At 62.9% G+C, this 26,250-nt stretch carries 22 protein-coding genes and 1 pseudogene; 8 read left to right on the top strand and 15 right to left on the bottom strand.

The window, feature by feature from the left end; all coding sequences use genetic code 11:
• Positions 1-861: 861 nt before the first annotated feature.
• The 3 genes from IQ26_RS34860 to IQ26_RS34850 all read right to left on the bottom strand — a co-directional run bounded on the left by IQ26_RS34860 (position 862) and on the right by IQ26_RS34850 (position 2,729).
• The gene (locus IQ26_RS34860; RefSeq protein ID WP_145722907.1) at positions 862-1,716 is read right to left on the bottom strand and encodes a nucleotidyl transferase AbiEii/AbiGii toxin family protein; all 855 of its coding nucleotides are present in this window, start codon (positions 1,714-1,716) and stop codon (positions 862-864) included.
• A gap of 41 nt (positions 1,717-1,757) precedes the next feature.
• On the bottom strand, positions 1,758-2,345 hold the full coding sequence (locus IQ26_RS34855) for a type IV toxin-antitoxin system AbiEi family antitoxin domain-containing protein (protein WP_240547397.1): 588 nt from the start codon (positions 2,343-2,345) through the stop codon (positions 1,758-1,760).
• An 81-nt stretch (positions 2,346-2,426) separates the two neighbouring features.
• Entirely contained in the window at positions 2,427-2,729 is a 303-nt protein-coding gene (locus IQ26_RS34850) for a DUF736 family protein (RefSeq protein ID WP_145722905.1), read from the bottom strand.
• A 52-nt stretch (positions 2,730-2,781) separates the two neighbouring features.
• Between IQ26_RS34850 and IQ26_RS34845 the strand changes: the two genes are divergently transcribed.
• The 3 genes from IQ26_RS34845 (at position 2,782) to IQ26_RS34840 (ending at position 7,994) form a co-directional block, all read left to right on the top strand.
• Entirely contained in the window at positions 2,782-5,217 is a 2,436-nt protein-coding gene (locus tag IQ26_RS34845; protein ID WP_240547396.1) for a TOTE conflict system archaeo-eukaryotic primase domain-containing protein, read from the top strand.
• A gap of 93 nt (positions 5,218-5,310) precedes the next feature.
• A complete protein-coding gene (locus tag IQ26_RS39320) occupies positions 5,311-5,457 on the top strand; it encodes a hypothetical protein (protein WP_156090970.1) in 147 nt (48 codons plus the stop codon).
• Positions 5,458-5,606: 149 nt separating this feature from the next.
• Entirely contained in the window at positions 5,607-7,994 is a 2,388-nt protein-coding gene (locus IQ26_RS34840; protein WP_145722903.1) for a DEAD/DEAH box helicase, read from the top strand.
• Positions 7,995-8,127: 133 nt separating this feature from the next.
• Here IQ26_RS34840 and IQ26_RS34835 read toward each other — a convergent pair whose 3' ends face one another.
• From IQ26_RS34835 to IQ26_RS34815, 5 genes are all read right to left on the bottom strand, one after another.
• Positions 8,128-9,474: an IS5 family transposase gene (locus IQ26_RS34835; RefSeq protein ID WP_145722902.1), complete on the bottom strand. Its 1,347-nt coding sequence runs from the start codon at positions 9,472-9,474 to the stop codon at positions 8,128-8,130.
• Positions 9,475-9,676: 202 nt separating this feature from the next.
• Positions 9,677-11,239, bottom strand: a complete 1,563-nt coding sequence (gene guaA, locus IQ26_RS34830) for a glutamine-hydrolyzing GMP synthase (protein WP_145722901.1) — start codon at positions 11,237-11,239, stop codon at positions 9,677-9,679.
• Positions 11,240-11,292: 53 nt separating this feature from the next.
• On the bottom strand, positions 11,293-11,958 hold the full coding sequence (locus tag IQ26_RS34825; protein WP_145722900.1) for a 5'-methylthioadenosine/S-adenosylhomocysteine nucleosidase: 666 nt from the start codon (positions 11,956-11,958) through the stop codon (positions 11,293-11,295).
• Between the two features lie 4 nt (positions 11,959-11,962).
• The gene (locus IQ26_RS34820) at positions 11,963-12,421 is read right to left on the bottom strand and encodes a PaaI family thioesterase (protein ID WP_126043597.1); all 459 of its coding nucleotides are present in this window, start codon (positions 12,419-12,421) and stop codon (positions 11,963-11,965) included.
• A 97-nt stretch (positions 12,422-12,518) separates the two neighbouring features.
• On the bottom strand, positions 12,519-13,808 hold the full coding sequence (locus tag IQ26_RS34815) for an RsmB/NOP family class I SAM-dependent RNA methyltransferase (RefSeq protein ID WP_145722899.1): 1,290 nt from the start codon (positions 13,806-13,808) through the stop codon (positions 12,519-12,521).
• Positions 13,809-14,151: 343 nt separating this feature from the next.
• On the opposite strand from IQ26_RS34815, the gene IQ26_RS34810 reads away from it, so the two are divergent.
• Positions 14,152-14,829, top strand: coding sequence for an MIP/aquaporin family protein (locus tag IQ26_RS34810; RefSeq protein ID WP_145722898.1), 678 nt, complete (start codon positions 14,152-14,154; stop codon positions 14,827-14,829).
• 94 nt (positions 14,830-14,923) lie between these two features.
• Here IQ26_RS34810 and katG read toward each other — a convergent pair whose 3' ends face one another.
• A complete protein-coding gene (gene katG / locus IQ26_RS34805; protein ID WP_145722897.1) occupies positions 14,924-17,119 on the bottom strand; it encodes a catalase/peroxidase HPI in 2,196 nt (731 codons plus the stop codon).
• Positions 17,120-17,249: 130 nt separating this feature from the next.
• Here katG and IQ26_RS34800 point away from each other — a divergent pair, with 130 nt between their 5' ends.
• Entirely contained in the window at positions 17,250-18,158 is a 909-nt protein-coding gene (locus IQ26_RS34800) for a hydrogen peroxide-inducible genes activator (protein WP_145722896.1), read from the top strand.
• A gap of 56 nt (positions 18,159-18,214) precedes the next feature.
• Here IQ26_RS34800 and IQ26_RS34795 read toward each other — a convergent pair whose 3' ends face one another.
• Positions 18,215-19,267, bottom strand: a complete 1,053-nt coding sequence (locus IQ26_RS34795) for a GlxA family transcriptional regulator (protein ID WP_145722895.1) — start codon at positions 19,265-19,267, stop codon at positions 18,215-18,217.
• 186 nt (positions 19,268-19,453) lie between these two features.
• Here IQ26_RS34795 and IQ26_RS34790 point away from each other — a divergent pair, with 186 nt between their 5' ends.
• The 3 genes from IQ26_RS34790 (at position 19,454) to IQ26_RS34780 (ending at position 22,529) form a co-directional block, all read left to right on the top strand.
• A complete protein-coding gene (locus IQ26_RS34790; RefSeq protein ID WP_145722909.1) occupies positions 19,454-20,524 on the top strand; it encodes a class I SAM-dependent methyltransferase in 1,071 nt (356 codons plus the stop codon).
• Between the two features lie 157 nt (positions 20,525-20,681).
• Positions 20,682-21,842 (top strand): YncE family protein, encoded by a 1,161-nt coding sequence (locus tag IQ26_RS34785; protein ID WP_145722894.1) that lies wholly within the window; start codon positions 20,682-20,684, stop codon positions 21,840-21,842.
• Between the two features lie 135 nt (positions 21,843-21,977).
• Positions 21,978-22,529, top strand: a complete 552-nt coding sequence (locus tag IQ26_RS34780; RefSeq protein ID WP_240547395.1) for a GNAT family N-acetyltransferase — start codon at positions 21,978-21,980, stop codon at positions 22,527-22,529.
• 124 nt (positions 22,530-22,653) lie between these two features.
• On the opposite strand, the gene IQ26_RS40805 is transcribed toward IQ26_RS34780, so the two are convergent.
• The 5 genes and pseudogenes from IQ26_RS40805 to IQ26_RS40120 form a co-directional block, all read right to left on the bottom strand.
• Complete coding sequence (locus tag IQ26_RS40805) at positions 22,654-22,737, bottom strand: hypothetical protein (RefSeq protein WP_240547398.1); 84 nt, start codon at positions 22,735-22,737, stop codon at positions 22,654-22,656.
• 100 nt (positions 22,738-22,837) lie between these two features.
• Positions 22,838-23,137 carry a calcium:cation antiporter gene (locus IQ26_RS40800; RefSeq protein WP_240547394.1) on the bottom strand — a complete coding sequence of 100 codons (300 nt, stop codon included), beginning with the start codon at positions 23,135-23,137 and terminating at the stop codon, positions 22,838-22,840.
• A 17-nt stretch (positions 23,138-23,154) separates the two neighbouring features.
• A complete protein-coding gene (locus tag IQ26_RS34770; protein ID WP_240547393.1) occupies positions 23,155-23,940 on the bottom strand; it encodes a calcium:cation antiporter in 786 nt (261 codons plus the stop codon).
• 142 nt (positions 23,941-24,082) lie between these two features.
• Entirely contained in the window at positions 24,083-25,849 is a 1,767-nt protein-coding gene (locus IQ26_RS34765; RefSeq protein ID WP_145722893.1) for an AMP-binding protein, read from the bottom strand.
• 168 nt (positions 25,850-26,017) lie between these two features.
• Positions 26,018-26,250 (bottom strand): annotated as a pseudogene (locus IQ26_RS40120) (group II intron reverse transcriptase/maturase); the annotation flags it as partial.

Raw genomic sequence — 26,250 nt, 5'->3', positions numbered from 1 at the left:
CCGCCTTCTTGTGGGCTATCGGTCGGGAGGTCGCACCGTCATAGACAGGTCTCGACCCGACCCGCTGCACAGCGTTGGGGGTGGGGCCACGGTGGGGAACTCCCGTCGCTAGTTATGTGGCCGAGCCAACCCGCTCGACGCCCGCCCTCTAGACAGAGGACAGCCCCGAGACGAAGACACGGAAGGCGGTATCCAACCCGCGGATGAGAGTCTGATCAACCGTCGTCTCTGAGCTCCACCCCCAGCCCTGTGCAGCTTCAGCCGATCCAACTGCTTCGCCCACGCCGAGCAGACCATCCGTCTTGCGCTCAGCCTTGACAGGGAACATGAGAGACTAAAATATCCGCAATTCCGAACAGAGCGCTCCACCCCTGCTGCGATTTTGGCGCCGAGGCCCGCCGGGCATTCCAAAACCGGCTGAAGTCCGCCGAAATTACGATATTGCCGCCGCTTGTATCCCTCACTCCCACTCCATCATTTACGAGATGGCTTAGGCATTGATTTTAAATAGCTTTTTAGATCGCAGGGATTGAAAATACCGTCGCTTTTACCGTCAAATTGCAGTGACGTGATTTCATGAGGAATCCTGAGCCGGAAAACCCAGCATTCATTTCAAGCTCCACATCGTCCGTCGACCGTAACAACAAACTGATAAGTCACTGATTATTCTACGCCACTCCGAAGCCTCTCACCCGCTGAGGCCCGATTCGACACATCATCAATTAGACCTCGAATCCGCGGCGAGCGACCCGTAACCTATTGCAACGATACAGAAAAGCCACCCGGTAGATGCGTTCTCTAAGCGACGAAAAATGACGGTAAAGCCTTTCCGCCGGGGGTTTGAGCGACAGGACTTGACCTTCATGCGTTTAAAGATGCCCACGGTCCGCCATCGTCCCATCTGAAATAGAGTTCGACGTCCGAAGCCGCTGCTTTGATCGGTGGCAGCGCGAAGCTTGCGACCTCGTTGATTGTCTCTCTGAGGTCCGGCGCTGCAATCAGCAACGGCTCGCGTCCAACGAACGCCGCCCATTGTCGCTGCTTCTCCTGATCCCGCGCGAAGTTGTCATCGAGGCCTTCGGGCGCCGTCACGGGTATAGCCGTTCGGCGCCGCTCGAAGGTCCCTCGGATGGCCGAGGCGAGGACGGGGCCATCGAAGTCGAACAGGCGCGACAGCACGAGCAGATCATAGAAATCCTTCATCCGGCTGTTCACACGGCCGAGCGCGACAATTGCTTGAAGCTTCTCGGCGACGACGGTTTCCTTTGGGTATGCCTTCAGCCGCGGGCCTTCAGGTGCAAGGAGCGGCGGAAACTCCAGTTCCTGCGCCGCCGGCGTGATGGCATCGCCGAAGCCGATATCGACCTGCACAGGTATTCGGGTCTTGCCGAGGAAGGCCTTTGTCTTCACACGAACACCGCCGTACTGCTGATCCTCGCGGATCGGCTCGACACTCAGTTCGTCGTCCTCTGCTGTCGTCTGGCAAATCGCGCGGAAACCTGCTTCGACTGATTTCGGTGCGGGGTCCCCATATCCGAACAGGTCGAGGTCCTGCGTTGGACGAAACGGATCCTCGAGCCATGCCGTGAAGAGCATCGCGCCCTTCAGGACGAACTGGTTCCGTTGCGGGGAGATGCTGAGCCGATAAAGCAGCCGCTCGATAGCGTAGCGACGCAGGATGAGCTTGGTAGTCGGAGTTTTTCGCCTGTGCCACATTGCGCAACCGGGCGAGCACCGAAGTGCGGAGGTTGGCCGGATTATCCTTCATCAGCTACCACGCTTTCGAGATAGGGCCGTACAACGCTCCAGATGCGCAGTTCCTGCGCGTATCTCACAATGTCGTCGGGCTTCGCCTTGCGGGATCGCCAGCCCATGCGCAGGGCTTCAAGCGCGATATCAAGCCCGACTGTATTGCGGAAGCGGAAGCAGTCGACGATTGACTTCGCAGGATCAAAGATGCGCACCGGCACGGAATCGACCAGGTGCGTTGCGACACCGAGGGTGAGCGCTCCTCCGCTGAAGCGAACTATGCGGACTGGCGGATAGTCGATCGCCGGCGCGCGGTCCTTCTGCCCAATGGCGACCCAGACGCTGCGGGGAAGCTGGAGTGTGATTTCGTGGAATTGGAGCGCCGAAATCAGGCAGATCACGCCCTTTGGAACGCGCTTGGCGACTTCAGCAAGAGCGTGTGCGGCTTCGATATCGGCGTCGGCGAGCTCATAGAGCCCGCGCGAGGGGCGATGCAGGACGCCTTGCTCGACTAGGCGCGCAAGCGTGGCCGGATTGACGCCATGGCTTTTCAGGTCCGACTGGCGCATGATGCCGTGCCGCGCAATCAGGCTCACGGCAAGGTCTCGCTGGGCTGCTTCAGGGCGATCGGCCATGTAACAAACTGTCGGTATATGGTCGCATCTTCCGACACTTCGTTACACCAAGGAGTGGCGTCCAAGCAACCCAAATCTACCTATCCCGCCGGTTCCATACCAGAATACCGCGCTGTCCTCCTCGAAGAGCGCGGTGCGGATGGGTTCCGGGAAGCTCAGAACGTCGAGGACGACGTTGAGATAGTCCTGCAGCTCCTCACCACCGGATCGCGGCTTCCAGGCGACGCCAAGCTCGACGCTATGTGGTGCACCGCATATGTAGATTATGCGGAGAGCGGGATTATGCAGCGTATCGATTTCTGAAGGCTGATTCTCTGGGGTCTTGCGCCAGATGCTGCTCCGCATAACCTCACCCGTTGAGTGGCTGTATGAACTTGGAGCGTGAGCTGCAGCTTTGGTGGACGAGAATGATTTTTCGGAGGAAATCGCGCGCATTCGGCGGCGGCTGGCCGATCTGGATGCTGAACGCGGGAGGCTTGAGCATGAGCTGGAGACACTTGAGCAAAAGCGGACATCTGATAGTCGTCCCTGCGAGCGGCCGTCCTTTGCCGATGCCCCTGTCACCAACAACTCGTCATCGGCCGAGAAAATCGGGCTGTTCCGCCGTCTATTTGCTGGGCGTCCAGATGTCTTTCCGCTTCGATGGGAAAACAGAAAGATCGGGCGTTCAGGATATTCGCCGGCCTGCTCCAACGAGTGGGCGAAGGGGATTTGCGGCAAGCCGAAGGTGAAATGCGGCGAGTGCCCGCATCAGGCATTCGTCCCGCCATCCGAGGACATCATCGAAAAGCATCTGCGCGGAGGAAATGTCCGCTCCGGTGACTTCGTCGCCGGGGTGTATCCATTGCTGCACGACGAGACGTGCTGGTTCCTTGCCACCGATTTCGACAAGGAAAGCTGGGCGGATGACGCAAGGGCATTGTTGGATATCTGTCATGCGAAAGGAATTGTCGCGGCGCTGGAACGATCGAGATCAGGGAACGGTGGCCATGTCTGGATATTCTTCTCCGAACCTGTGCCGGCAAGGACCGCCAGGCAGATGGGGTCCGCCCTGATCACCGAGACGATGGAGAAACGCCCAGAGATCGGCTTCACGTCCTATGATCGCTTCTTTCCCAATCAGGACACGATGCCCGTTGGGGGCTTTGGCAATCTGATTGCACTGCCGTTACAGAGAAAGGCACGCGAGAGTGGCAACAGCGTTTTTGTCGACAAGGATCTGCAGCCTTACGACGACCAATGGGCGTATCTGTCATCTCTGCCCAGGCTATCGGCGGACGTGGTCTTCAAGATTGCGGACGAGGCGGAACTGTCGGGCAGGGTCTTGGGCGTCCGCATGCCGGTCGACGACGAACATGCCGACGAGCCGTGGAAGATGTCGCCGTCGCGTCGCAGTGCGCCACGGCATATTGAGGCTGCGATCCCGCGGAACATCAAGATCGTGGTCGCCGATCAGGTTTACATCGACCGGACGGAGCTTCCGCCGGCTCTGATTGCGCAGCTTATTCGTCTGGCGGCTTTCCAAAACCCGGAGTTCTATCGTGCCCAGGCCATGCGGTTGCCGACATTCGGAAAGCCTCGGGTTGTCTCATGCGCCGAGCTCTATCCCCAGCATGTTGCACTACCCCGAGGCTGTCTCGACGAGGTGACCGATCTCATCAAAAGCCATGGCGCCGTTGCCGATCTGGAAGATTGTCGTGAAATCGGCACGGCACTTCCTACGACCGTTTCCCTCCAGGGCGAACTGCGACGGCCGCAGTTGAAGGCCTTCGATGCTCTTGCCACCCATGAAAACGGTGTGCTTGCCGCGACAACCGCCTTTGGCAAGACGGTTGTCGCGGCGGCGCTCATTGCGCACCGCGCACGAAACACGCTCATTCTCGTCCATCGACGGGAGCTGCTCAATCAATGGGTGGAACGTCTACGATCGTTCTTGAGCATAGACCCGAAGCAGATCGGCGCTATCGGTGGCGGGAAAAGAAAGCCGACGGGCGTCATCGATATCGCGCTCATCCAGAGCCTTGTCCGCAAGGGGGAAGTTGCGGATGCCGTCGCCGACTACGGCCATCTGATCGTCGATGAATGCCATCACTTGTCCGCGGCAAGCTTCGAGCTTGTCGCCCGGCGGTCGAAGGCGCGATACGTCGTGGGCCTATCCGCGACTGTTGCCCGCAAGGACGGTCACCATCCCATCATCTTCATGCAATGCGGCCCCGTTCGCCATCGGGTGGATGCAAAAGTTCAGGCTGCCGAACGCGGCATCCGCCATCGCGTGCGTGATCGCTCGACGAAATTTGAACTGCCGCCGTCCCTGGCGTCGGTCGACCGCCCCTCGATGCCTGCGATCTACGCAGCTCTGGCCCAGGACAGTGGGCGGAATGATCTTATCTTCGATGACGTGCTGAAGTCGCTCGAGGCGAAACGATCGCCCCTTGTGCTGACCGAGCGGAAGGATCACCTCGACTATCTTCGGCAGCGGTTCTCGCCCTTCGTGAAGAATCTCGTCGTGCTGCGCGGTGGCATGTCTGCGGGCGATCGCAAAATGGCCGACGCAGCAATGCGGGTATCGGATGATCAGGAGCGACTGATACTGGCGACAGGTCGCTACATTGGCGAGGGCTTCGATGACGCTCGACTCGACACGTTGTTTTTGACGATGCCGATCGCCTGGAAGGGGACATTGGCGCAATATGTCGGCCGTCTCCATCGCCTGCACGACGGAAAAAGGGATGTCCTGGTCGTGGACTACGTCGATCAGGGCGTTCCGGTTCTCGCTCGGATGGCCGCGAAACGGCGCGCGGGCTATCGCGCCCTGGGCTACATGATCGAGTAGCGGCGCTCCGCCTGAAGCTGGGCGCCGCAGGTCGGTCAGCGCGGCAAGATAAGCTTGTGCTCGCCGTGGTCTCGCCGGACCAGGGTAACGGGGATGGGCGGCGCCTTGACGTTGATGTTGAGGGTGCAGATCGTGCCAGTGAATGCGCCCCTCATCACCGCGGGTGAAGGTGCCGATCTGAGCCATTATGATATCTGGCGCGTGACGGAAATGCTCGCACCAGCCTACGTCAGCATCTGAGCGCAGGAAAGTGCCATTTGCGGCCCGCGATAGCGAGTTTTCAGCTGGACTGCCAAACCTGTTCAAGAAAGGCGATTGTACCCTCGCCAGGGCGAATACCTTGAGCCATCCTTCTCCATAATCGCTGTTGATTCGCACGGGATTCGGCCATGGCGAAACGGAAGACCAAAGCCCGCAAGGTTCTGGAAAAGCCGCAGGTGATTGGCTGGCACACCAGCGATGCGGATGAGACCCAGATACGGCAGTGGCGCGGACGGACGGAGATTGCCGCCGTCGAGGCACTGGAGCCGCGGTTCGGACCCTATGGCGCGTTCCGCGTGCACTCGGGCACCGGCGGGCTCTATGACGTCGAGATCCGTGATCTCGAGAGCCGGACCAATTCCTGCGGCTGCATCGACCATCGGGTCAATGGTCTCGGAACCTGCAAGCACATCGAAGGCGTGCTCTTTGCCCTTAAAAAGAAGATGGGTGCGCGCGCTTTCGTAGCGGCGGCCGCCAAGAGCTCGCCACGTGCCGAAGTCTTCCTGCGGCGCGACGGAGAACCGGCGCCCGCACTGGGAGGGGCGGCCTTGAGCGCCGACATGCGCGCTTTTCTCAAACCATTCCTTGCCAGGCACGGCCTGCTCGCCTCCGATCCTGAAGCCGTCGCGCGACTGCTCGAGGGCGCGCCGGTCGGCCTTCGGATCTCACGCCATTTCGGTCCGTGGATCGAGTGCGAGCAGCGGCGCGCTCAACGGGAACAGGCGCGCACGAAGTTTCTCGCCGCGGCCGAGGCCAGGGGCGCCGATTTCGATGTGGTCAAAGTGCCTCTCCTGCCCTATCAGCGGCAGGGTGCTGCGCATCTGGCCTTCAGCGAGCGCGCGCTCCTTGCCGACGAGATGGGGCTCGGCAAGACCATACAGGCGATCGCGGCGTGCGAGATTCTCGCCCGGGAGAAGGGCATTGAGCGCGTGCTCGTCGTCTCCCCCACCTCGGTGAAGACAGAATGGGAAGAGCAGATCGCCCGCTTTACCGACCGGGATATCCGCTTCGTGGCGGGGCTTTATCCGGAGCGGTTGAAGCTCTACCAGTCACCCGCGTTCTTCACCCTGGTCAACTATGAGCAGGTGGTGCGGGACGCCGACGACATCAACCGTCTGCTCAAACCCGATGTCGTCATCCTCGACGAGGCACAGCGCATCAAGAACTGGCACACCAAGACCGCGCGGCGCGTGAAATCGCTCGCCTCCGCTTACGCCTTCGTTCTCACCGGGACGCCTCTGGAGAACCGGATCGATGAGACCTATTCTATCGTGCAATATCTCGATCCTGAACTCTTCGGGCCGCTTTTCCGCTTCAACCGCGATTTCTACGCGCTCGACGCGCGCGGTCGGCCCGAAGGCTACAAGAACCTCGACGAGATGCACCGGCGCCTGTCCGGCGTCATGCTGCGCCGCAGGAAGCGCGACGTCGAGGACGAGTTGCCGGGCCGCACGGAGCAGACCTTCTTCGTGCCCATGGTAGAGGATCAGGCACAACGCTACGGTGATTACGAGTATCTGGCCCGCAGGCTTGCCGCCGTGGCGCAGCGCCGCCCGCTCACCAAGGAAGAGTTCGACCGCCTCCAGCAATATCTCGCCTGCATGCGCATGATCTGCGACACGCCGGCCATCCTCGATCCCGACTGCCGCGTCTGCCCGAAGCTCGAAGAGCTCGAGGGCGTGCTTTTCGAGCTCCTGGAAGAGCCTGCGCGCAAGGTCGTCATCTTTTCCGAATGGGTGAAAATGCTGGAGCTGGTGCGCGAGCTCGCAGGCGAAATGGGCGTCGATTGCGCCTGGCACACGGGCGATGTTCCGCAACTCAGGCGCCGCGCCGAGATCACCCGTTTTCGCGAGGACCCCCAATGCCGGCTGTTCCTCTCCTCGGATGCGGGGGCCACCGGTCTCAATCTTCAGATGGCGAGTGCGGTCATCAATCTCGATCTGCCCTGGAATCCGGCGAAGCTCGAGCAGCGCGTTGCGCGCGCCTGGCGCAAGGGCCAGAAGAAAGTGGTGACGGTCGTTAATTTTGTCACTGAGAATTCCATCGAGCACTCCATCCTCCATCTACTCACCCAAAAGCAGACGCTGGCGGACGGCGTACTCGACGGCACGGAGGATTTCTCGAAGATCACAATGCCGTCAGGGCGCGCCGCGCTGATTGAGCGCATGCAAGCCGTGCTTGGCGATGGCGAGCAGATCCGCATCAGGTCCCTTCCGCCCGAGGAGGCGCTCGTTGAAGAGATCAAGGCGCGCCACGGCGCGCAGCTTGTGCATGCGGAGCTCAGGGCGCAGCGTCTCATTCTCGTCCTCGATACCGAACCCTCGCTGATCGACGCCGAGCTGGCGCGGCTTGCCACTTCCACACCGCAGGTCGAGATCCTCGATCGCGCCGCTTGGCAGATGCTGCAACGGCTCACCGCAACCGGGCTCATCGGCTTCACGGAAACGCGTACCCGCATCCTCCAACAGAGCGACGCGAACGGAACCGACACCAGCGGGCAAGACATGGCGGCATGAGTCCTGCCGGAAATTACATTTCCTTGGAATATGAGTCCAAAATTTCTAACGTGTCTTCAGATTCTGTCGAAGAATACCTCGCATAACAGCAGTAATGTTCAAATATTTAGTCGACCGTGAACAATTTTGACCGCTAAGCGGCAAGCTGCTTCGGCCGGTTCAGGAACGCGGCGATCAAGAGCCACAAAAACGCCTTCAGCCACCTGAGCAAGAGGGAGAAGTTGTAGCCGGCTGCGGCCAGGATGGCGTTGATCGCATCGCCTTGGGTGTGAGCGAGGTAATTGCGGCCCATTCTGTGTTCGTTCTTGATGTGGCCGATCGCCGTCTCGACGGCCGATCGCCGCCGCATCTGGCGCTTGATGGCCGGTGTCACGCGGCGCTTCTGACGGGCGGTGAAGACCCTGAACTTGTGGCTTTGCTGCGCGTTGTGGCCGCGGTAACCGGCATCGGCGAGGATGCGCTCGATCTCGGCACCGATGGTGTCTTCCATCGCAGGAATGATCTTTTCGAGCGTGTGCCCGTCGTAAGGGTTCCCGGGAAGTGCCATGGCGTGCAGGGCGAACTGGCCGCCCCTCGATCGCTTCAGCGTTGTCGCAACCGACACCTTCACCCCGAACTCGTAGGGCGCGTGAGCCTTCCCCTTGCCGATGCATTCCACCTCATGGGCATGGAGACTGTAGATCTTGCGGCCACGCTGGCGCTGCCTCTGCTCCAGAACCGTCGAGGCCTGGTAGAGCGGCCACTTGAAGATCGCGTCCAGCGCCGCGTCGCCGGCAATTTGACGGGAGATGTCGCGGACGGTGCGCCCCAGATAGGTCCTGAGTTTGCGCAGGGATTTGTTGGCCCGCCTGAATTGTTTGGCGTGGGCGTAGCGCTGATGCATGATCAGCGCCAGCTTGCCGACCCTAACATAAGACTGACGCAGGTCGAGCCCGGCCCTCCTGGCCAGCCGGACGAGCCGCTCGCGCGCCCGATGGATGAGCTTGGCGTCGGTTGGGAACATGACGTTCTTGGGCTGCACCGTCGTATCGACGATGACCCGGCGCGTGTCCTGCGGCTTCATCGCTCCGGTCTTGACCGCCACCGCCAGGCTTTCCTGCAATAGCGCGGCGATCCGCTCCTCGCCCATGCGCTGGCGCCAACGCGTCATCGAGGAGCGGTCGAACGGCAGCTCGTGACGGAAGAATTCCTCGCCGCACAAATATTGGAAATACGGGTTCTCGATCCAGCGCGCACACAGCACCTCGTCCGACAGGTTGAAGGTGTGCTTGAGGATGGCGAGCCCAGCCATCAGCCGCGTCGGCAGCGGTGGCATTCCGGGCCCGTCACAATAGACCTCGCCGAAGCGCGCCTCCAGCACCGGCCAGTCGATGGTGCGGGCCAGCCTCACCAACTCGTGGTTCATGTTGAGTATCTGATCAAGGCGGGCGCGGAACAGATCCTGTTCTCCCGCCTCGTGCCGTTCGCGTGGCCTGCCCATCGCCTGGCTCCGATTCACTGCGATGAAAGCAGTGAATCACGCTTCGCCAAGCAGGGAAATCGCAAACTGGATTGCAAGAAAACTATCCACAAACGGGCCGTTACCTGCAATTCCGAAATCTGCAAATCGGGCGATTCCTATGGAATATCAGCGGCTTCCGAATTCTCCACGGCCGACTATTTACCGCTAATTATACTTCCGCTCACTCCCACTCGATTGTGCCCGGCGGCTTGCTCGTCACGTCGTAGACGACGCGGTTGATACCGCGCACCTCGTTGATGATACGGGTGGCGGCGGCGCCCAGGAATGCCATGTCATAGTGATAGAAATCCGCCGTCATGCCGTCGACCGAGGTGACGGCGCGTAGCGCGCAGACGAATTCATAGGTGCGGCCATCACCCATCACGCCAACGGTCTGCACCGGTAGCAGCACGGCAAAAGCCTGCCAGATGGCGTCGTAGAGGCCGGCCTTGCGGATCTCGTCGAGATAGATGGCGTCGGCCTCGCGCAGGATCTCCAGCTTTTCGCGGGTGATGCCGCCCGGGCAGCGGATGGCGAGACCGGGGCCTGGAAACGGATGCCGGCCGATGAAGCTGTCGGGCAGGCCGAGTTCCTTGCCGAGCGCCCTCACCTCGTCCTTGAACAGTTCGCGCAGCGGCTCGACCAGCTGCATGTTCATGCGCTCGGGCAGGCCGCCGACATTGTGGTGCGACTTGATCGTCACCGACGGGCCGCCGGTGAAGGAGACGCTTTCGATGACATCGGGATAGAGCGTGCCCTGCGCCAGGAAATCGCCGCCGCCGAGCTTCTTGGCCTCTTCCTCGAACACCTCGATGAACAGCCGGCCGATGGTCTTGCGCTTCTTTTCCGGGTCCGACTCGCCCTCAAGCGCGCCGATAAAACGGTCCGAAGCGTCGACCAGGATGAGCGGCAGATTGTAGTGCTGGCGGAACATCTCCACCACGCCTGATGCCTCGTCCTTGCGCATCAGCCCGTGGTCGACAAGGATGCAGGTGAGCTGCTCGCCGACCGCCTCGTGGATCAGCAGCGCCGCGACCGAGGAATCGACACCGCCCGATAGCGCGCAGATAACCTTGCCCTTGCCGACTTGGCTGCGGATCGTCTCGACCGCGTGCTCGCGGTAGGCGCGCATGGTCCAGTCGCCTTCGATACCGGCGATGTTATGGACGAAGTTCCGGAGCAGCCGGGCACCGTCCGGCGTGTGCACCACTTCGGGGTGGAACATGATGCCGTACATCTTGCGCTCGACATCGCCGAAGATGGCGAAGGGCGAGCCTTCCGATTTTCCGAACACCTCGAACCCCTTGGGCAAGGAGATGACGCGGTCGCCGTGGCTCATCCACACCTGATGGCGCTGACCGGGCGCCCACAAGCCCTCGAACAGCGGGCTATCCTTCTCGATCTCGACGAAGGCGCGGCCGAATTCGCGATGGTCGGAGCTCTCGGCGACGCCGCCCATCTGCACGCACATGGCCATCTGGCCATAGCAGATGCCGAGCACCGGCACGCCGGCGTCGAAGACGATCTGCGGCGCGCGCGGGCTGCCGATGTCGCTGGTCGAGGCCGGGCCGCCGGACAGGATCACCGCCTTGGGATCGATGCGCTTGAATGCCGCCTCGGCCGACTGGAACGGCACGATCTCGGAAAACACGCCGGCCTCGCGGATGCGGCGAGCGATGAGCTGCGTGAACTGGCTGCCGAAATCGACAATCAGGACGGTGTCGGGATGATTGGCTGTCTTCATGGCGAGCGTTTAGAGAAAGAAATGAGTCGGCGCAATGGGTTGCGAGGCGTCTCTCAATGCGATTCCGCGTCTTCACCTGATGAATCGAATTCCAGCGCGCCGGACCCGATCGCCTGTTCCAGACGCATGACCGCGTCCGCCAGCTTCTCGTCGATGACGTGGAGATACTCCTTCCAGTCGCCGACATGCCGGAGATCGGCGGGCCCGTCGGAAATGCCGCGCAGGCCGACGAGCGGCACGCCAAACATCTGGCAGGCGCGCAGGCAGGCGAAGGTCTCCATGTCGACCATGTCCTCAGCAATCGCATCGTAGGCGCTGCCGGAAATGATCGCCGCACCGGTCGACAGCGTCGCCTCTCTTATATCAGGAATCCTGAACGGCAGCGGCACCGTCACCGGCAGGTCGAGGAACGGCGTCGCACCCTTCTCGAAGCCCAATGGCGAGGCGTCGATGTCGCGGTAGCCGACCGAAACGGCTTGGTAGATTTCCGTCTGTTCCAGTGTCCGGCTGCCCGCCGAACCGAGCGACACGACGAGGTCCGGCAGCGCCTTTTCAGACTTCAGCCGCGACAGTTCCGCGCCCAGCCTGACGCCCGCCTCGACCGGCCCCACCCCGGTCATGACAGGCGTGAAAAGCCGCTGCAGATGCGGACCGTATTCGGCCTCAGCGGCCATGGCGAAAAGGACATCCCTGCCTGCGATCCGGACGAGATTGCGCATCGGGTCAGCCCTGAATGCCGTCGCGGCCGACCACGGTCATCATCGTCCCGGTCATGGTGGCTATCAGCTTGGCCTCGCCATCGGCGGCGAAGGCATAGGCCTGGCCGTCGGCGACGATGATAGTGCGGCCGGGCTTCGTCACCGAGCCGCGGAACAGGAAGCGTTCGCCTCTGCCCGGCGCCAGCAGATTGACCTTGAATTCGATGGTCAGCACGCTGGAGCTTTCCGGCATCAGCGAGAACGCCGCATAGCCGCAGGCCGAGTCCAGCGCCGTCGAGATGACGCCGGCATGGAGGAAGCCGTGCTGCTGGGTGAGCGCCGCCGAATAGGGCATTTCGATCTCGATGATGCCGGGCGTCACCAGCGTCAGTTCGGCGCCGATGGTCGCCATGGCGTTCTGGCGCGCGAAGGACGTCCTGACGCGATCCTCATAGTCGGGGGCGGGTACGATCTTTGCTGCCATGGCTTGTCACGCTCCTGTCAGAAAAGCTTATCGCAGAGGCATGAGCGGCAGGCAATCGCTATTGCTGCACTGCAGCAATCAGGTCCGCCGGCATGGCTCAGCCACGCTTGCGCAGCGCGCAGACGTAAAACCCATCGGTACCGCTTAGCGCCGGCGACAGCGAAATGCCACCTGCGGCGCCGATACGCGCGGCCGCTTCATGGCCCGGAAAGCGGCTGTCCCAGAGCTGGCGGTGATCAACCGGGACAAAGCCGCTGTTACGATCCAGGAAGGCAGCGACCTGCTCGCCATTCTCCTCGTCGAACACCGAGCAGGTGATGTAGACCAGCAGCCCGCCCGGTTTGACGAAGGCTTTGGCTGCATCGAGGATCGCCGACTGCTCGCCCTTGCGGGCGTCGAGCTGCTTCTGCGTCAGCCGCCATTTGGCATCGGGCCGGCGCCGCCAGGTGCCGCTGCCGGTGCAGGGCGCATCGACCAGGACGATGTCCATGTGGCCCGAGAGCGGCTCGAGTTCCGCCGGCTTGGTGACGATTTGCACATTGCGGTTTTCCGAGCGGCGGATGCGGTCGAAGATCGGCGCCAACCGCGCCTTTTCGGCATCATGGGCAAAGACCTGGCCGCGATTGTCCATCGCCGCCGACAGTGCCAGCGTCTTGCCGCCGGCGCCGGCGCAAAAGTCGAGGACCTGCATCCCGGCCTCCGCGCCGGCCAGCGTGGCGGCGATCTGAGAGCCTTCGTCCTGAACCTCGAACCAGCCTTTCTGAAAGGCCGGTTCCGCCTGCACGTTCGGGTGCCTGCCGTCGCCCACGATCGGCGGGATGCGGATGCCGTGCGGCGCGATCGGTGCAGCCCTGGCGCCGGTCTCGGCCAATTCGGCGAGCACCTTGCCGCGATCGGCCCGCAGCGTGTTGACCCTGAGGTCCAGCGGCGGGCGGGTCGCCAGTGCCGCGCCTTCGTCGACCCAACCGGCGCCGAAGGCCTGCTCGAAAAGCGGTTCGCACCAATCCGGAATATCGGCCCGCACCGCCGGCGGCGCATCGGCAAGCCTGCCATCGGCGACCGCCTTCAACTCGTCGGCGTTGAGCAGCGGCGGCGCGAACTTGTCGCCATCGAGCGCTTCGTTCAGCGACTGCGCCGTCTGGTCCCATTCGAGCAGCAGCGCGCCGAAAGCGACGGCGCGCGGCGTGTCTTCGCCCAGCAAAAACCCGGCCGAGCGCTTCCGGCGCAGCGCGTCGTAGACGATGTTGCCGATCGCCGCGCGATCGCCGCCGCCGGCGAAGCGGTGCGACAGGCCCCAGTCCTTCAGCGCATCGGCCACCGGCCGGTGACGCCGGCCGATATCTTCCAACACTTCGATGGCCGCCGCCAGCCGTCCGCCCAGTCTCATCTTCTTATTCCGTTACTCAGCAAATTAGTTCCGCCCTGCTCTTAGAGCTTTTCATGCCGTGAATGAAACAGTTCTGTTTCCCCGATGGCGAAACGACCATGCGGAGGGTGGCGAGTGTCCGTCAATGCATTGCGAACCGCCCCGACCAGGTGGACGTCGGCCCGCGGAAAACAAAACAATTCGGTCAATACATGACAGGTCTCTAATGCGCGCAACTGGCACGCACAAGCATGTCGCTTGAAGCAACGCTCTGCTTTCCAAGTTTTTCGGTTGCGAATACTCTCCCCGCTGTGATTCGCGTCGCAGAAAACGCGGAGCCGCGGATCGATACGAGGAGAGGGCAATGAAAACTTATCTGGCGGAAGTTCTGGGCACATTTCTACTGGTGTTCATCGGTACGGCTTCGGTGGTGACGGGCGGCTTCGGCGGCGCGCTGCCGCTGGGCCAGGAAGGCATCGGTCTGGCATTCGGCATCGGCCTGATCGCGGCGGCCTATGCGATCGGCCCGATCTCGGGCGCGCATCTCAACCCGGCGGTGACGCTCGGCGTGTTCCTCGCCGGCCGGATGCAGGCCAAGGACGTCGTCCCCTATTGGATCGCGCAGATCATCGGCGCCATCATCGCGTCGCTGGCGCTGTGGATCATCGTCTCCGGACAGGTCGGCGGACACACCGGCGGCTTCGGCGCCAATGGCTGGGACGCGACGAAATGGGGCGTCAGCTCGGCGTTCCTGTGGGAATTGATCGGAACCTTCACCTTCGTGACGGTGATCCTCGGCGTTACCAGCGGCAGCCACGCGACGGCCTTCGCCGGCCTGGTCATCGGCCTGACGCTGGCGGGGCTGCACTTCGCCATCATTCCGGTGACCGGCACATCGCTCAACCCGGCCCGCTCGATCGGCCCGGCGCTGTTTTCTGGGAGTGTGGCGATCGGCCAGCTCTGGCTGTTCATCGCCGCACCGCTGATCGGCGGCGCGATTGCCGGCGTGGTCGCTAAGACCCGCATCTTCGAGAAAGACTGACACAGGCTTTGGCCTGACGAAAAAAGGCGCGGGTGGACCCCGCGCCTCCTTTTTGTTTGGAGAGAGCCTTTCCTAGCTCAGGCCCTCTCCCGGCTCAGGCGAGTTCGAAGCGATCGGCGTTCATCACCTTGTTCCACGCCGCCACGAAGTCGTTGGCAAATTTCTCCTTGGCATCCGCGGTCGCATAGACTTCCGCCAGGGCGCGCAGTTGGGAGTGCGAACCGAAGATGAGGTCGGCGCGGGTGCCGGTCCACTTGAGTTCGCCCGTCGCCCGGTTGCGTCCTTCGAACACCTCCTTGGCGTCTGACGTCGCCTTCCACACCGTGCCCATGTCGAGCAGGTTGACGAAGAAGTCGTTCGTCAGCGTCTCAGGCTGCTTGGTGAAGACGCCGTGCTTCGACTGCCCGGCATTTGCGCCGAGAACGCGCAGACCGCCGACGAGGACCGTCATTTCGGGCGCCGTCAGCGTCAGCAATTGCGCCCGATCCACCAGCGCCTCCTCGGGCGACAGACGCTGCCTGCCGCTGAGGTAGTTGCGGAAACCGTCGGCTGTCGGTTCGAGCGGGGCGAAGGAGTCGACGTCGGTCTGCTCCTGCGAAGCGTCCATGCGCCCCGGCGCGAACGGAACCTTCACGTCGTTGCCGGCGTCCTTCGCCGCCTTCTCGATCGCGGCGGCGCCGCCGAGCACGATCAGGTCGGCGAGCGAGACTTTCTTGTCGCCGGACTGGGCAGCGTTGAACTCGTTGCGGATCGCTTCGAGCGTTTCCAGGACCGTCGCCAATTGAGCCGGCTGGTTGACGTCCCAGTCTTTCTGCGGCGCGAGACGAATGCGCGCTCCGTTGGCGCCACCGCGCTTGTCGGAGCCTCGGAAGGTCGAGGCGGACGCCCAGGCCGTCGAGACCAGCTGCGGCACCGAAAGGCCGGAGCCGAGGATTTTCGCCTTCAGCGCGGCCACGTCCAGCTCGTCAATCAGGACATCGTCGACCGCCGGGATAGGATCCTGCCACGGCAGCTCCTCCTTGGGAACGAGCGGGCCGAGGTAGCGCACGATCGGGCCCATGTCGCGGTGGGTCAGCTTGTACCACGCGCGGGCGAAGGCATCGGCGAACTGGTCCGGATTCTCATGGAAGCGCCGCGAGATCTTTTCGTAGGCAGGATCGAACCGCAGGGAGAGGTCGGTGGTCAGCATGGATGGCGCGTGACGCTTGGCCGCGTCGTGCGCATCCGGCACCGTGCGCGCGCCGGCGCCGCCCTTCGGCGTCCACTGGTGCGCGCCGGCCGGGCTCTTGGTCAGTTCCCATTCATAGCCGAACAGATTGTCGAAGAAGTTGTTGCCCCACTTCGTCGGCGTCGTGGTCCAGGTCACTTCCAGGCCGCTGCCGATCGCGTCACCGCCTTTGCCGGTGCCGAACGTGCTTGCCCAGCCAAGGCCCTGCTCCTCGATGCCGGCGGCTTCAGGCTCCGGGCCTACCAGCGCCGCGTCACCGGCGCCGTGGGTCTTGCCGAAGGTGTGGCCGCCGGCGATGAGCGCGACGGTCTCCTCGTCGTTCATGGCCATGCGCGCGAAGGTCTCGCGGATATCGCGCGCCGCGGCGAGCGGATCCGGATTGCCGTTCGGCCCCTCCGGATTGACGTAGATCAGGCCCATCTGCACGGCGGCGAGCGGGTTCTGGAGATCGCGTTCGCCGCTGTAGCGCTCGTCCGCCAGCCACTTGCCTTCGGGACCCCAGTAGATGTCCTGTTCGGGCTCCCAGACATCGGCGCGCCCGCCGGCGAAACCGAACGTCTTGAAGCCCATCGATTCCAGCGCGACGTTGCCGGTGAGAATCATCAGGTCGGCCCAGGAGATCTTGCGGCCGTATTTCTGCTTGATCGGCCACAGCAGCCGGCGAGCCTTGTCGAGGTTGACGTTATCAGGCCAGCTGTTGAGCGGCGCGAAGCGCTGCTGGCCGGCTCCGGCGCCGCCACGGCCGTCGCCGATGCGGTACGTGCCGGCGCTGTGCCAGGCCATGCGGATGAACAGCGGCCCATAATGGCCGAAGTCGGCCGGCCACCACTCCTGCGAGTCCGTCATCAGGGCATGCAGGTCCTTGATCACGGCGTTCAGGTCGAGGCTTTTGAATTCCTTGGCGTAATCGAACGCCTCGCCCATAGGATCGGACAGGGCGGACTGCTGGTGGAGAATTTGGACGTTCAGCTGGTTCGGCCACCAGTCGCGGTTGGCCCTGGCAATGGTTGCGTGCACGACCGGGCATTTGCCCGCGCTGGGATCATCAGTCTTTGCGTCCATCGTTCTCTCTCCGATTTGCTGACTTTTCAGGGCGGACCTCGAGCCGCGCCACTCTGGAATGGTTCCAGACTAGGCCGCATTGCCGATAAAGACAAATTGCCTTTCCTGTTTGTTCTGATAGGTTTTCCTTATGATAGGTCTAACCGTCCGGCAGATGCACTATTTCGAGGCGCTGGCGCAGACGCTGCATTTCGGCCGCGCGGCGAAGCTCGCCGGCGTCAGCCAGCCGGCGCTGTCCTCGCAGATCGCGGAGATGGAGCTGCGGCTCAACTGCCGGCTGTTCGAGCGCGGCGGCAAATCGGTGCGGATGACCGACGAAGCTCTGGCCATGCTGCCGCGCATCGAGCGCATTCTTGCCGACATCCGCGAGATCGAGACCACGGCCCGGCGCGGCCGGCCGGCGATGGAAGGCCGCTTCCGGCTCGGCATCATCCCGACGGTTGCGCCCTATCTGCTGCCGCATGTGCTGCCGGAACTGAAACGGCATTTCCCGGCCTTGCAGCTCGAGTTGCGCGAAGCGGTGACCGCCTCGCTGGTCGAGGACACCACCACGGGGCGGCTCGACGCCTTCATCGCGGCCCTTCCCCTCGATCAGCCCGGCCTGATCACCGAAGAGCTCTTCTGCGACCGGTTCTTCCTTGCCGTGCCGACCGGCGATCCCGCCTTCGCCTCGCCGCCGGTTCCCCCGGAAAGCCCGGCGCTGGAAAGGCTGATGCTGTTGGAGGAAGGCCATTGCCTGCGCGAACAGGCGCTCGCCGTCTGCGGCAGCGTGCGGCCGGTGGCGATGGCAAGCTACGGCGCGACCAGCCTGACGACGCTGCTGCAGATGGTGGCGCACGGGCTCGGCGTCACGCTCATCCCGGAAATGGCGGCGGGGCCGGCCAGCACTATCCCCGACCTGAAGATCGTGCCGTTCCAGGAGCCGATGCCGCAACGCACGATCTGCCTCGCCTGGCGGCGCAACAAGGTTCGCCACGACGAATGCGTTGAACTGGCGAAGATCATTCGCGGGCTGGATGCGGCGGTGCTGGCGGCGTGAGGTGTGTCGTCCCATCCAACCGAAGGTCTGCTGTTGTGACCCAATCTGGACGCTCCTCAGCCACTCTCTGATCCCTTCAACATTCGACCTCCAGGTCGCGCGCCCTGCGCACTCGCCCGAACATAGTCGGGAATCCTGAAGCGGCGGCGGTAGTCGCCGGGCGAGATGCCCGTCAGGCGCCGGAACAGCCGACTGAACGAGGAGGCGTCCTCGTAGCCAACCTCGCGACCGATCGCATCCACGGGGGCGGAGCCGGTCTCGAGCATCTGCTTCGCCTCCTCGATGCGCAACGCCTGGACATAGGCAAGCGGGGAGTAACCGGTGGCCGCCTTGAACCGGCGGTCGAACGTGCGCTTGGGCAAGCCCGATACCCGCGCCACCTCGGTGACGACATCCGGGCGGTCGTATTTCTCCGCAAGCCAGGTCTGGCACTTGAGAACGACGGCGTCGGCATGGACGACATTGACGGCCATCGAGGCGTAGGGGAGCTGTCCGTCGCGGTGCCACTGATAGAGGAAGAACCTGGAAATGCGTATCGCTTCCTCGCCGCTCCCGTAGCGGGCGATGAGGAGGAGTGCGAGGTCCTGCCAGGACGAAGCGCCGCCGCAGGAGATGATGTTGTGGCCGTCGCCGGTCTGAACCAGGATGCGATCCTCATGCAGCAGCACGTCGGGGAACTCCTGGCGGAACACTGGTACATGGCTCCAATGCGTCGTCGTCTCGCGACCGGAGAGCAGCCCGGCCGCAGCCAGAACCAGAGAGCCGCCGCAGGCGGAGCAAATTAAAGCGCCCTTTTCGTGCATCTTCGCGACCCAATCGATGATCCGGCGATCGAGGGCGTGAAGCTCCTCGGGCGTCAACACCACCGGATTTGGCACGAAGACGATATCCGTCTCTTCGATGTCGTCGATCGAATCCTGCGGAATAATGCTCACGCCGGTGATGAGCTCGAGCGGTCCGAGCTCGGCCGCGACGATGCGCGGCTCAAAGAGCGGCTCGCCGGGGGGATCCTTGAAAAACTTTCCCGCCGCCCAGAGCGTATCGAAAACGCCGTAGATGATCGAGGGATCGCATTCCCGAAAGACCACGATGCTAACACGCTTCGGCATCGGTTATCTCTCGGTTTGGCTCATCTCGCACGGTTCCGGCCATTCTACCTCTCTCGCGCGCGCCGCGCCACGTCTATCTCCGCACCCCTACGTGCCGAGTGCACGACCGCATCATGAAATAGACAGTGAACAACAGAGGCCGGCCTCAGATCCCCTGAGCGCCTGGAGAGGAAAATGGACATGGACATGCAGCATGCTCACACAATCGATTCCGCGAAGCTCGACGCACTCGTCGCACGCGCGTTCGGGGATCTCTCAGCCGGCTACGGCGGCGTGATGATCAGTATCGGCAACCGGCTCGGCTTGTATAAGGCGATGGCCGGGGCCGGCCCGCTGAGTGCGCGTGAGCTTTCCGCCCGCGCAGACTGCGCCGAACGCTATGTGCGCGAGTGGCTCAACGCGCAGGTTGCGGGCGGCTATGTGGCCTACCATCCGACCAGCGATACTTATGAACTAACGCCCGAGCAGGCCCTCGTGCTTGCCGACGAGGACAGCCCGGTCTTCTTCCCCAGCGCCTGGGCTGTTCCAGCATCGATGTGGGCCGACGAGGAGAAGGCCGTCGAGGCATTTCGCACCGGCAAGGGCATCCCTTGGGGCGACCACGACGGACGGCTCGCTTGCGGCGTCGCGGCCTTCTACCGCAACGCCTACAAGGCAAGCCTGGTCCCCGAATGGCTGCCGACCCTCGACGGGGTCGTCGACAAGCTCAAGTCGGGCGCCCGCGTGGCCGATATTGGCTGCGGCCACGGCCATTCGACGATGCTGATGGCGGAGGCCTTCCCGGCCTCCGAGTTCCACGGCTTCGACAGCCACCAGGAATCGCTCGATAAGGCTCGGAAGGGCGCTGCCGAGGTGGGCGTATCCGAGCGGGCGAACTTCGCAGCAGCGCGGGCCGACAACTATCCCGGCAAGGGCTATGACCTGATCTGCTTCTTCGACGCCCTGCATGACATGGGCGATCCGGTCGCCGCCGCAGCGCATGCCGCCAAGGCACTCGCGCCGGACGGTACCGTGATGCTGGTCGAGCCCTTCGCCAACGACCGGGTCGAAGACAACATCTCGCCCGTGGCGAGGATGTACTACGCAGCCTCCACCACCATCTGCTGCGCCCACGCGATCTCCGATGGCGGCCATCTGGTGCTCGGTGCCCAGGCCGGCGAGGCGCGGCTGGCGGACGTATTCCGCAAGGCCGGCTTCACCCGCTTCCGCCGCGCTTTCGAGACACCGTTCAACCTGGTCCTGGAAGCACGGCTGTAACAGCGAAAAGAAACGAGCGAATCAGACCGGATTGTCAAGCCGGGGTCAGGGGTGGTGCGATTTTGCACCGCCTCATGACTTCTGCCGCGCCCCCGGCCTGCCTGCGCAGCGATACCGCCGCGTCGCGGCGTCAACCCCAACACGAAAGAACCAAACCATGAAACGCCTTATCCATTCGCTTCTCACGACCAGCATCCTCACGACCAGCATCCTCACTCTGGCCGCCGCTTCCGCGCAGGCGGAGCAGCCAGCCCTCGTTCTCTATGAAACCAAGGGCCAGCAGGCGATCCGCCAGGAGGGCATCGCCTTCATCGAGCTCGACCCGAAGGCGCCGGACTACGGTAAGATCCTCGCCCAGATCCCGCTGCCGCCGGACCTGGTCTCGCATCACATCTTCTACAATCCCAAGCGCGACCGGGCCTACATCACCTCGCTCGGCCGCCCCGAACTGCGGGTGCTCGACGTGACGAGCTTCCCCTACCGGACGAAGGTCGTGCCCGTGCCGGGCTGCGTCGTGGGCGAGGACATCGCCTTCTCCGAGGCGCAGGACCGCTGGTATCTCACCTGCATGGGAAGCTCGGTCGTTATCGTCGGCGACGCGAAAACAGACGAGATGCTCGATACGATCGCCTTGCCCGCGCCCTATCCGCACGGCATCACCGTCCATGACGGCATCGACCGGATGCTGGTGACGAGCACCATCAACCCGAAGGATCCGACGGATGCCGGCGAGTCGATCGTGGTCATCCAGCCGAGCACCGGCAAGGTCCTGTCGACGCACAAAGTCTCGGACAAGCCGTCGCCCTCGGGCACCGCGCCCGTCGAAATCTTCTTCGTTCCCGGTGCCGAGCCGCCGGTCGCCTACATCACCAACATGAACGAGGGCCGCATCTGGATCGCCGAATGGCAGCGGGAGACAGAGGCGTTTTCCTTCCGCGGCGATTTCGACTTCGCCGCGATCGGCCAGGGCGTGGCGCTCGAGGTCTACTTCAACGCCGCCGGCGACCGTGCCTATGTGACCACGGCGCTGCCGGGGCATCTCAACGCCTTCGACATCTCCGACCCCCGTGCGCCCAAGCACCTCTACGCGGCCGAGGCGGCGGGTGGCGCCCACCACCTGGTATTCTCGCCCGATGGCAACCGCGCCTACGTACAGAACAGCCTGATCAACATCCCCGGCATGAATGACGGCTCGATCTCGGTGATCGACTTGGTGGCGGGCAAGAAGCTCGGCAGCATCGACACGTTCAAGGACGCGGGCCTCACGATCAACACGATCATGCTGACGCCCGAAGCCGAGGATTTTCACGCCCACTGACACTGCTGCCCGCGGGGCCTGCCGGCTCCGCGGGCACGACAGACGAAGAAAGGCGCGAAGCTCAAATGGTCCGGACTCAAGCCGGCGCTTTCCGCTTTCCCGACGATCTCGTGCCAGCTAAAAACGGTTTCACTAATGGACCTGCTGAAAATGCCGCGGATCAATCTGGACCATCGATTGGCGATACGTGCCGATGTGCCGGCGCTGCATCTGCTGATGAGTGCAGCCATCCTCGAGCTTCAGAAATCCTTCCTGACCGAGGAGCAGATTTCTTCGAGCCGAGCAATCATGGGTCTCGACACGCAGCTCATCGATGACGGAACATACTTTGTTGTCGAGCAAAATGGGGTCCTGGCCGGTTGCGGCGGATGGAGCAGGCGAACAACCCTCTACGGAGGTGACCGTTCGCCCGGGCGCGATGCGGCGCGGCTTGATCCGGCGAAAGACGCTGCGCGGGTGCGCGCCATGTATACGCATCCTGGCTTCACCCGCCGCGGCGTCGGTCGTTTGATCCTCACGTTGTGCGAGGACGCTGCCCGGGGCGAAGGCTTCACAAGTGTCGAGCTTATGGCAACGATGGCCGGCGAACCACTCTACCGGGCCTGCGGCTTCGAGGCGGTGAAGGAAGTCGTGGACAACAGAGGCGGAGCGGGCGTGCCGCTGTTGCGGATGCGCAAGGCGCTATGAACGATCGGCAGGCTCGCAGCCAGTAGCTGACGGCTGCCACGGCCGTCGACTTTTCAGACAGCCATTTCCCCTCACGCCGTCTTCTGCGCCACCAGCCCAAGCTCCTCGAGCATCGCCTCGCGCATCAAAAACTTCTGCGGCTTGCTGTCGCCGTCATCGGCAATTCGGTGCGGAAGCGGATGTGGCGCGGGATCTTGTGGTGGGCGATCTGGCCGGCGCAGAAGGCCTCGATCTCCTCCTCGGTGGACAGCAGTTTCCCGACCAGCGGCTATCCGATCGTTCCAAGGTCGCGAGATTGCAAAAAAATTTCACGGAACAAAGATCAGAAATACATAGGTAAAAAAGACTACCAGGTGGACCAGACCGGTCAGGAACGTCGTTCTTTCGTTGCTGAAGCTGACACTGCTTATGAAAAGCGCCAAGACCAAAAGTACGGTGTCAGCCGCGGGGAGCCCCAGGGTTAGGCCCCTTCCGGTCAGCAGGCTGGCGGTTGCGACTGCCGGTATCGTCAAGCCGATCGTGGCGCAAGCCGAACCCATCGCGACATTCAAACCGCGCTGCAGCTCGTTGTTGAGTGCGGCACGAACCGCTGAAACGGATTCTGGCATCAAGACCAGGCCCGCGATCAATGCCCCAACAATGGCATCGGCCTGGTCACTTGATAAGCAACGAGCGCATCTTCGATGCTTGCGGCGACTTGCTCGGCGAGCATGACAATTCCGATCAGTCCGATTACCAGCAGCAGAGCGCTCGCCGAGATACTCTCATGAGGGGCAGCCCGCGTCGAAACGCCGTGTGCTTGTCCTTCGAGGAAATCGTCCCGGTGCCGGACAGTCTGCGCGAACAGAAAGCCCGTATAGAGCAGCACTGAAAGCACGCTCAAAAAACCAAGTTGAGCCGCCGAAAACGTGCCAGTATCAGTAGCTCGTGTGTAGGTCGGCAGAACGAGCGTCATGACGGTCAGTGCGATCAGGACCGCCAAATAGGCGCTGGTTCCTTGTCGGACGATTGCCTGCTTGCGATGACGCCAGCCGCCAAGCATGAGACACGTACCGACAACGCCGGTGGATGTTATCATCACCGTCGAGAAGACGGACTCGCGTGCAAGCGTAGGGTTGTTCTCTCCATGCAGCATCATGGAAACGATGATCGATACTTCGATAGCCGTCACGGCAATAGTCAGCACCAACGTGCCGTAGGGCTCCCCTACACGCCGGGCCAACGCCTCGGCATGGTCGAGCACCACAAAGATGGTGGTGAACATGATAGCGCTCGAAAGCGCCCTGATAATGATCCTGATGTTGAGGGAATCTTGGTTTACCGAAAGCCCGCTGGCCCTGACCGCGATGGCTGTAACCAGGGCGGCCAACGGCATCGCATAAGAAACCGCCGATCTTGCGAAACCACTCATTGCAGCCCTTGCGCTTCCGCGAATCTTGGGGGAAAGCCTGGAGCATCTCGCGAAAACCGGCAGGCCCCAGCGGCCGGCGTTCGACTCCTCACGAACAGCGTCACCGCGGCTCCAGAAGATGCCGCAGGATTGCGACCTTGGCTCACGCCGTCTTCGCCGCCACCAGCCCCAGCTCCTCGACCATCGCCTCGCGCATCAGAAACTTCTGTGGCTTGCCGGTCACCGTCATCGGCAGTTCGCTGCGGAAGCGGATGTAGCGCGGAATCTTGTAGTGGGCGATCTGGCCGGCGCAGAAGGCTTTGATCTCCTGCTCGGTGGCGACCTGGCCGGGTTTGAGCACGACCCAGGCGCAAAGCTCCTCGCCGTATTTCGGGTCGGGAATGCCGAACACCTGCACTTCCCTCACCTTGGGATGGCGATAGAGGAACTCCTCGACCTCGCGCGGATAGACGTTCTCGCCACCGCGGATGACCATGTCCTTGACCCGGCCGACGATGTTGCAATAGCCCTCGGCATCGATGGTGGCGAGGTCGCCGGTGTGCATCCAGCCGTCGACGTCGATCGCCTCGCGGGTCTTTTCCTCGTCGTCCCAATAGCCCTTCATCACCGAATAGCCGCGCGTGCAGAGCTCGCCCGGCGCGCCGACCGCAACGGTCGCGCCATCGGCATCGATCGCCTTGACCTCGACATGGGGGTGGATGCGCCCGACGGTCGAGACGCGCTTTTCCAGCGGATCGTCGACGCTGCTCTGGAACGACACCGGGCTGGTCTCGGTCATGCCATAGGCGATGGTCACCTCTTCCATGTGCATCAGCGATACCACCTTCTTCATCACTTCGATCGGGCACGGCGAGCCGGCCATGATGCCGGTGCGCAGGCTGGTGAGATCGAAGGACTGAAAATCGGGATGATCGAGCAGGCCGACGAACATGGTCGGCACGCCGTAGAGGCCGGTACAGCGCTCCGCCGCCACAGCCTTCAGCGTGGCGCCGGCATCGAACCCTTCACCCGGGAAAACCATGGTGGCGCCCTTGGTGACGCAGCCGATCGTGCCCATCGACATGCCGAAGCAGTGATAGAGCGGAACCGGGATGCACAGCCGGTCGTCGACGGTGAGCCTGATCGCCGAGGTGACGAAATTGCCGTTGTTGACGATGTTGTTGTGGGTCAGCGTCGCGCCCTTGGGCGCGCCTGTCGTGCCTGAGGTGAACTGGATGTTGATGGCTTCGTCCGGCTTCAGACCTTCCGAGATGCGGTCGAGGCTGTCATGCTCGTCGCGTCCGGCCATCGCCAGCACGTCGGCGAAATTGAACATGCCCGGCGAATTCTCCTCGCCCATGCGGATGACGATCTTCAGCGCCGGCAATTTTTTTGCGTTGAGTTCACCGGGTGTCGCAGTCGCGATCTCGGGCGCCAGTGTCTCGATCATGCCGAGATAGTCGGAGGTCTTGAACTTGGCGGCGGTGACCAGCGCCTTGCAGCCGACCTTGTTCAGCGCATAGTCCAGCTCGGTCAGCCGGTAGGCCGGGTTGATGTTGACCAGGATCAGGCCGATGCGCGCGGTAGCGAACTGCGTCACCAGCCATTCCCAGCGGTTGGGCGACCAGATGCCGACGCGGTCGCCTTTTTCCAAACCAAGCGCCAGGAAGCCGGCGGCCAGCGCATCGACGGTGTCGTACAGTTCGCTCCAGGTGAAGCGCTTGTCCTGGTCGACGAAGACAGCGGCATCGAGCGTGCCGTATTTGCTGACGGTGTCCGAAAGCAACGCCGGGATCGTCTGCTGCAGCAGCGGCACGGCGCGCTCGCCCGACACATGCGCCCTGCCGTCGACCGGCGCGACGAAGGTGCCGTCCTTGCGCGGACCGCGCAGGTTGGTGGCGTTCTTCAACTCGTCGAGATGGATCGGCATCGCAGTCTCCTCCGTGGACCGAGCCTATCAGCCCGGCAGGGTGGTGGAAATCCCGTCGATGGTATGGGCAGGGAGGGATGGCGCCGAAATCGGGATAGGGGGGAACCTTGCGGTTCCTCCCCTCCCACACCACCCTGCGTACGGGCCCGTACAAGGCGGTTCGGTTGGTTATGCGGCATTGGCAGGGGCGAGGAAAGCGAGGCCGATGCTTGCGAGGAAAGCGTTCGGCAGGGCAATGGCGAGCGCTGGGCTGTTGCTGATGCGCCAGGGACCATGCGCGCTGCCGGCGGTTTGTGCCGCCAGCTCGTGCCCGACGCCCCGGCGACGCAGCTCCGCAAAGCGGGTGCGCCCGCGCTTCCATTGCTTCCATGCAATGGATCGAAGCCTTCGCCTGATCCACT

This window comes from Mesorhizobium tianshanense, from assembly GCF_007830515.1.
Taxonomy (GTDB): domain Bacteria; phylum Pseudomonadota; class Alphaproteobacteria; order Rhizobiales; family Rhizobiaceae; genus Mesorhizobium; species Mesorhizobium tianshanense.
Note: the sequence above shows the minus strand (reverse complement) of the source record. Positions and strands in the feature narration are given on the sequence as shown.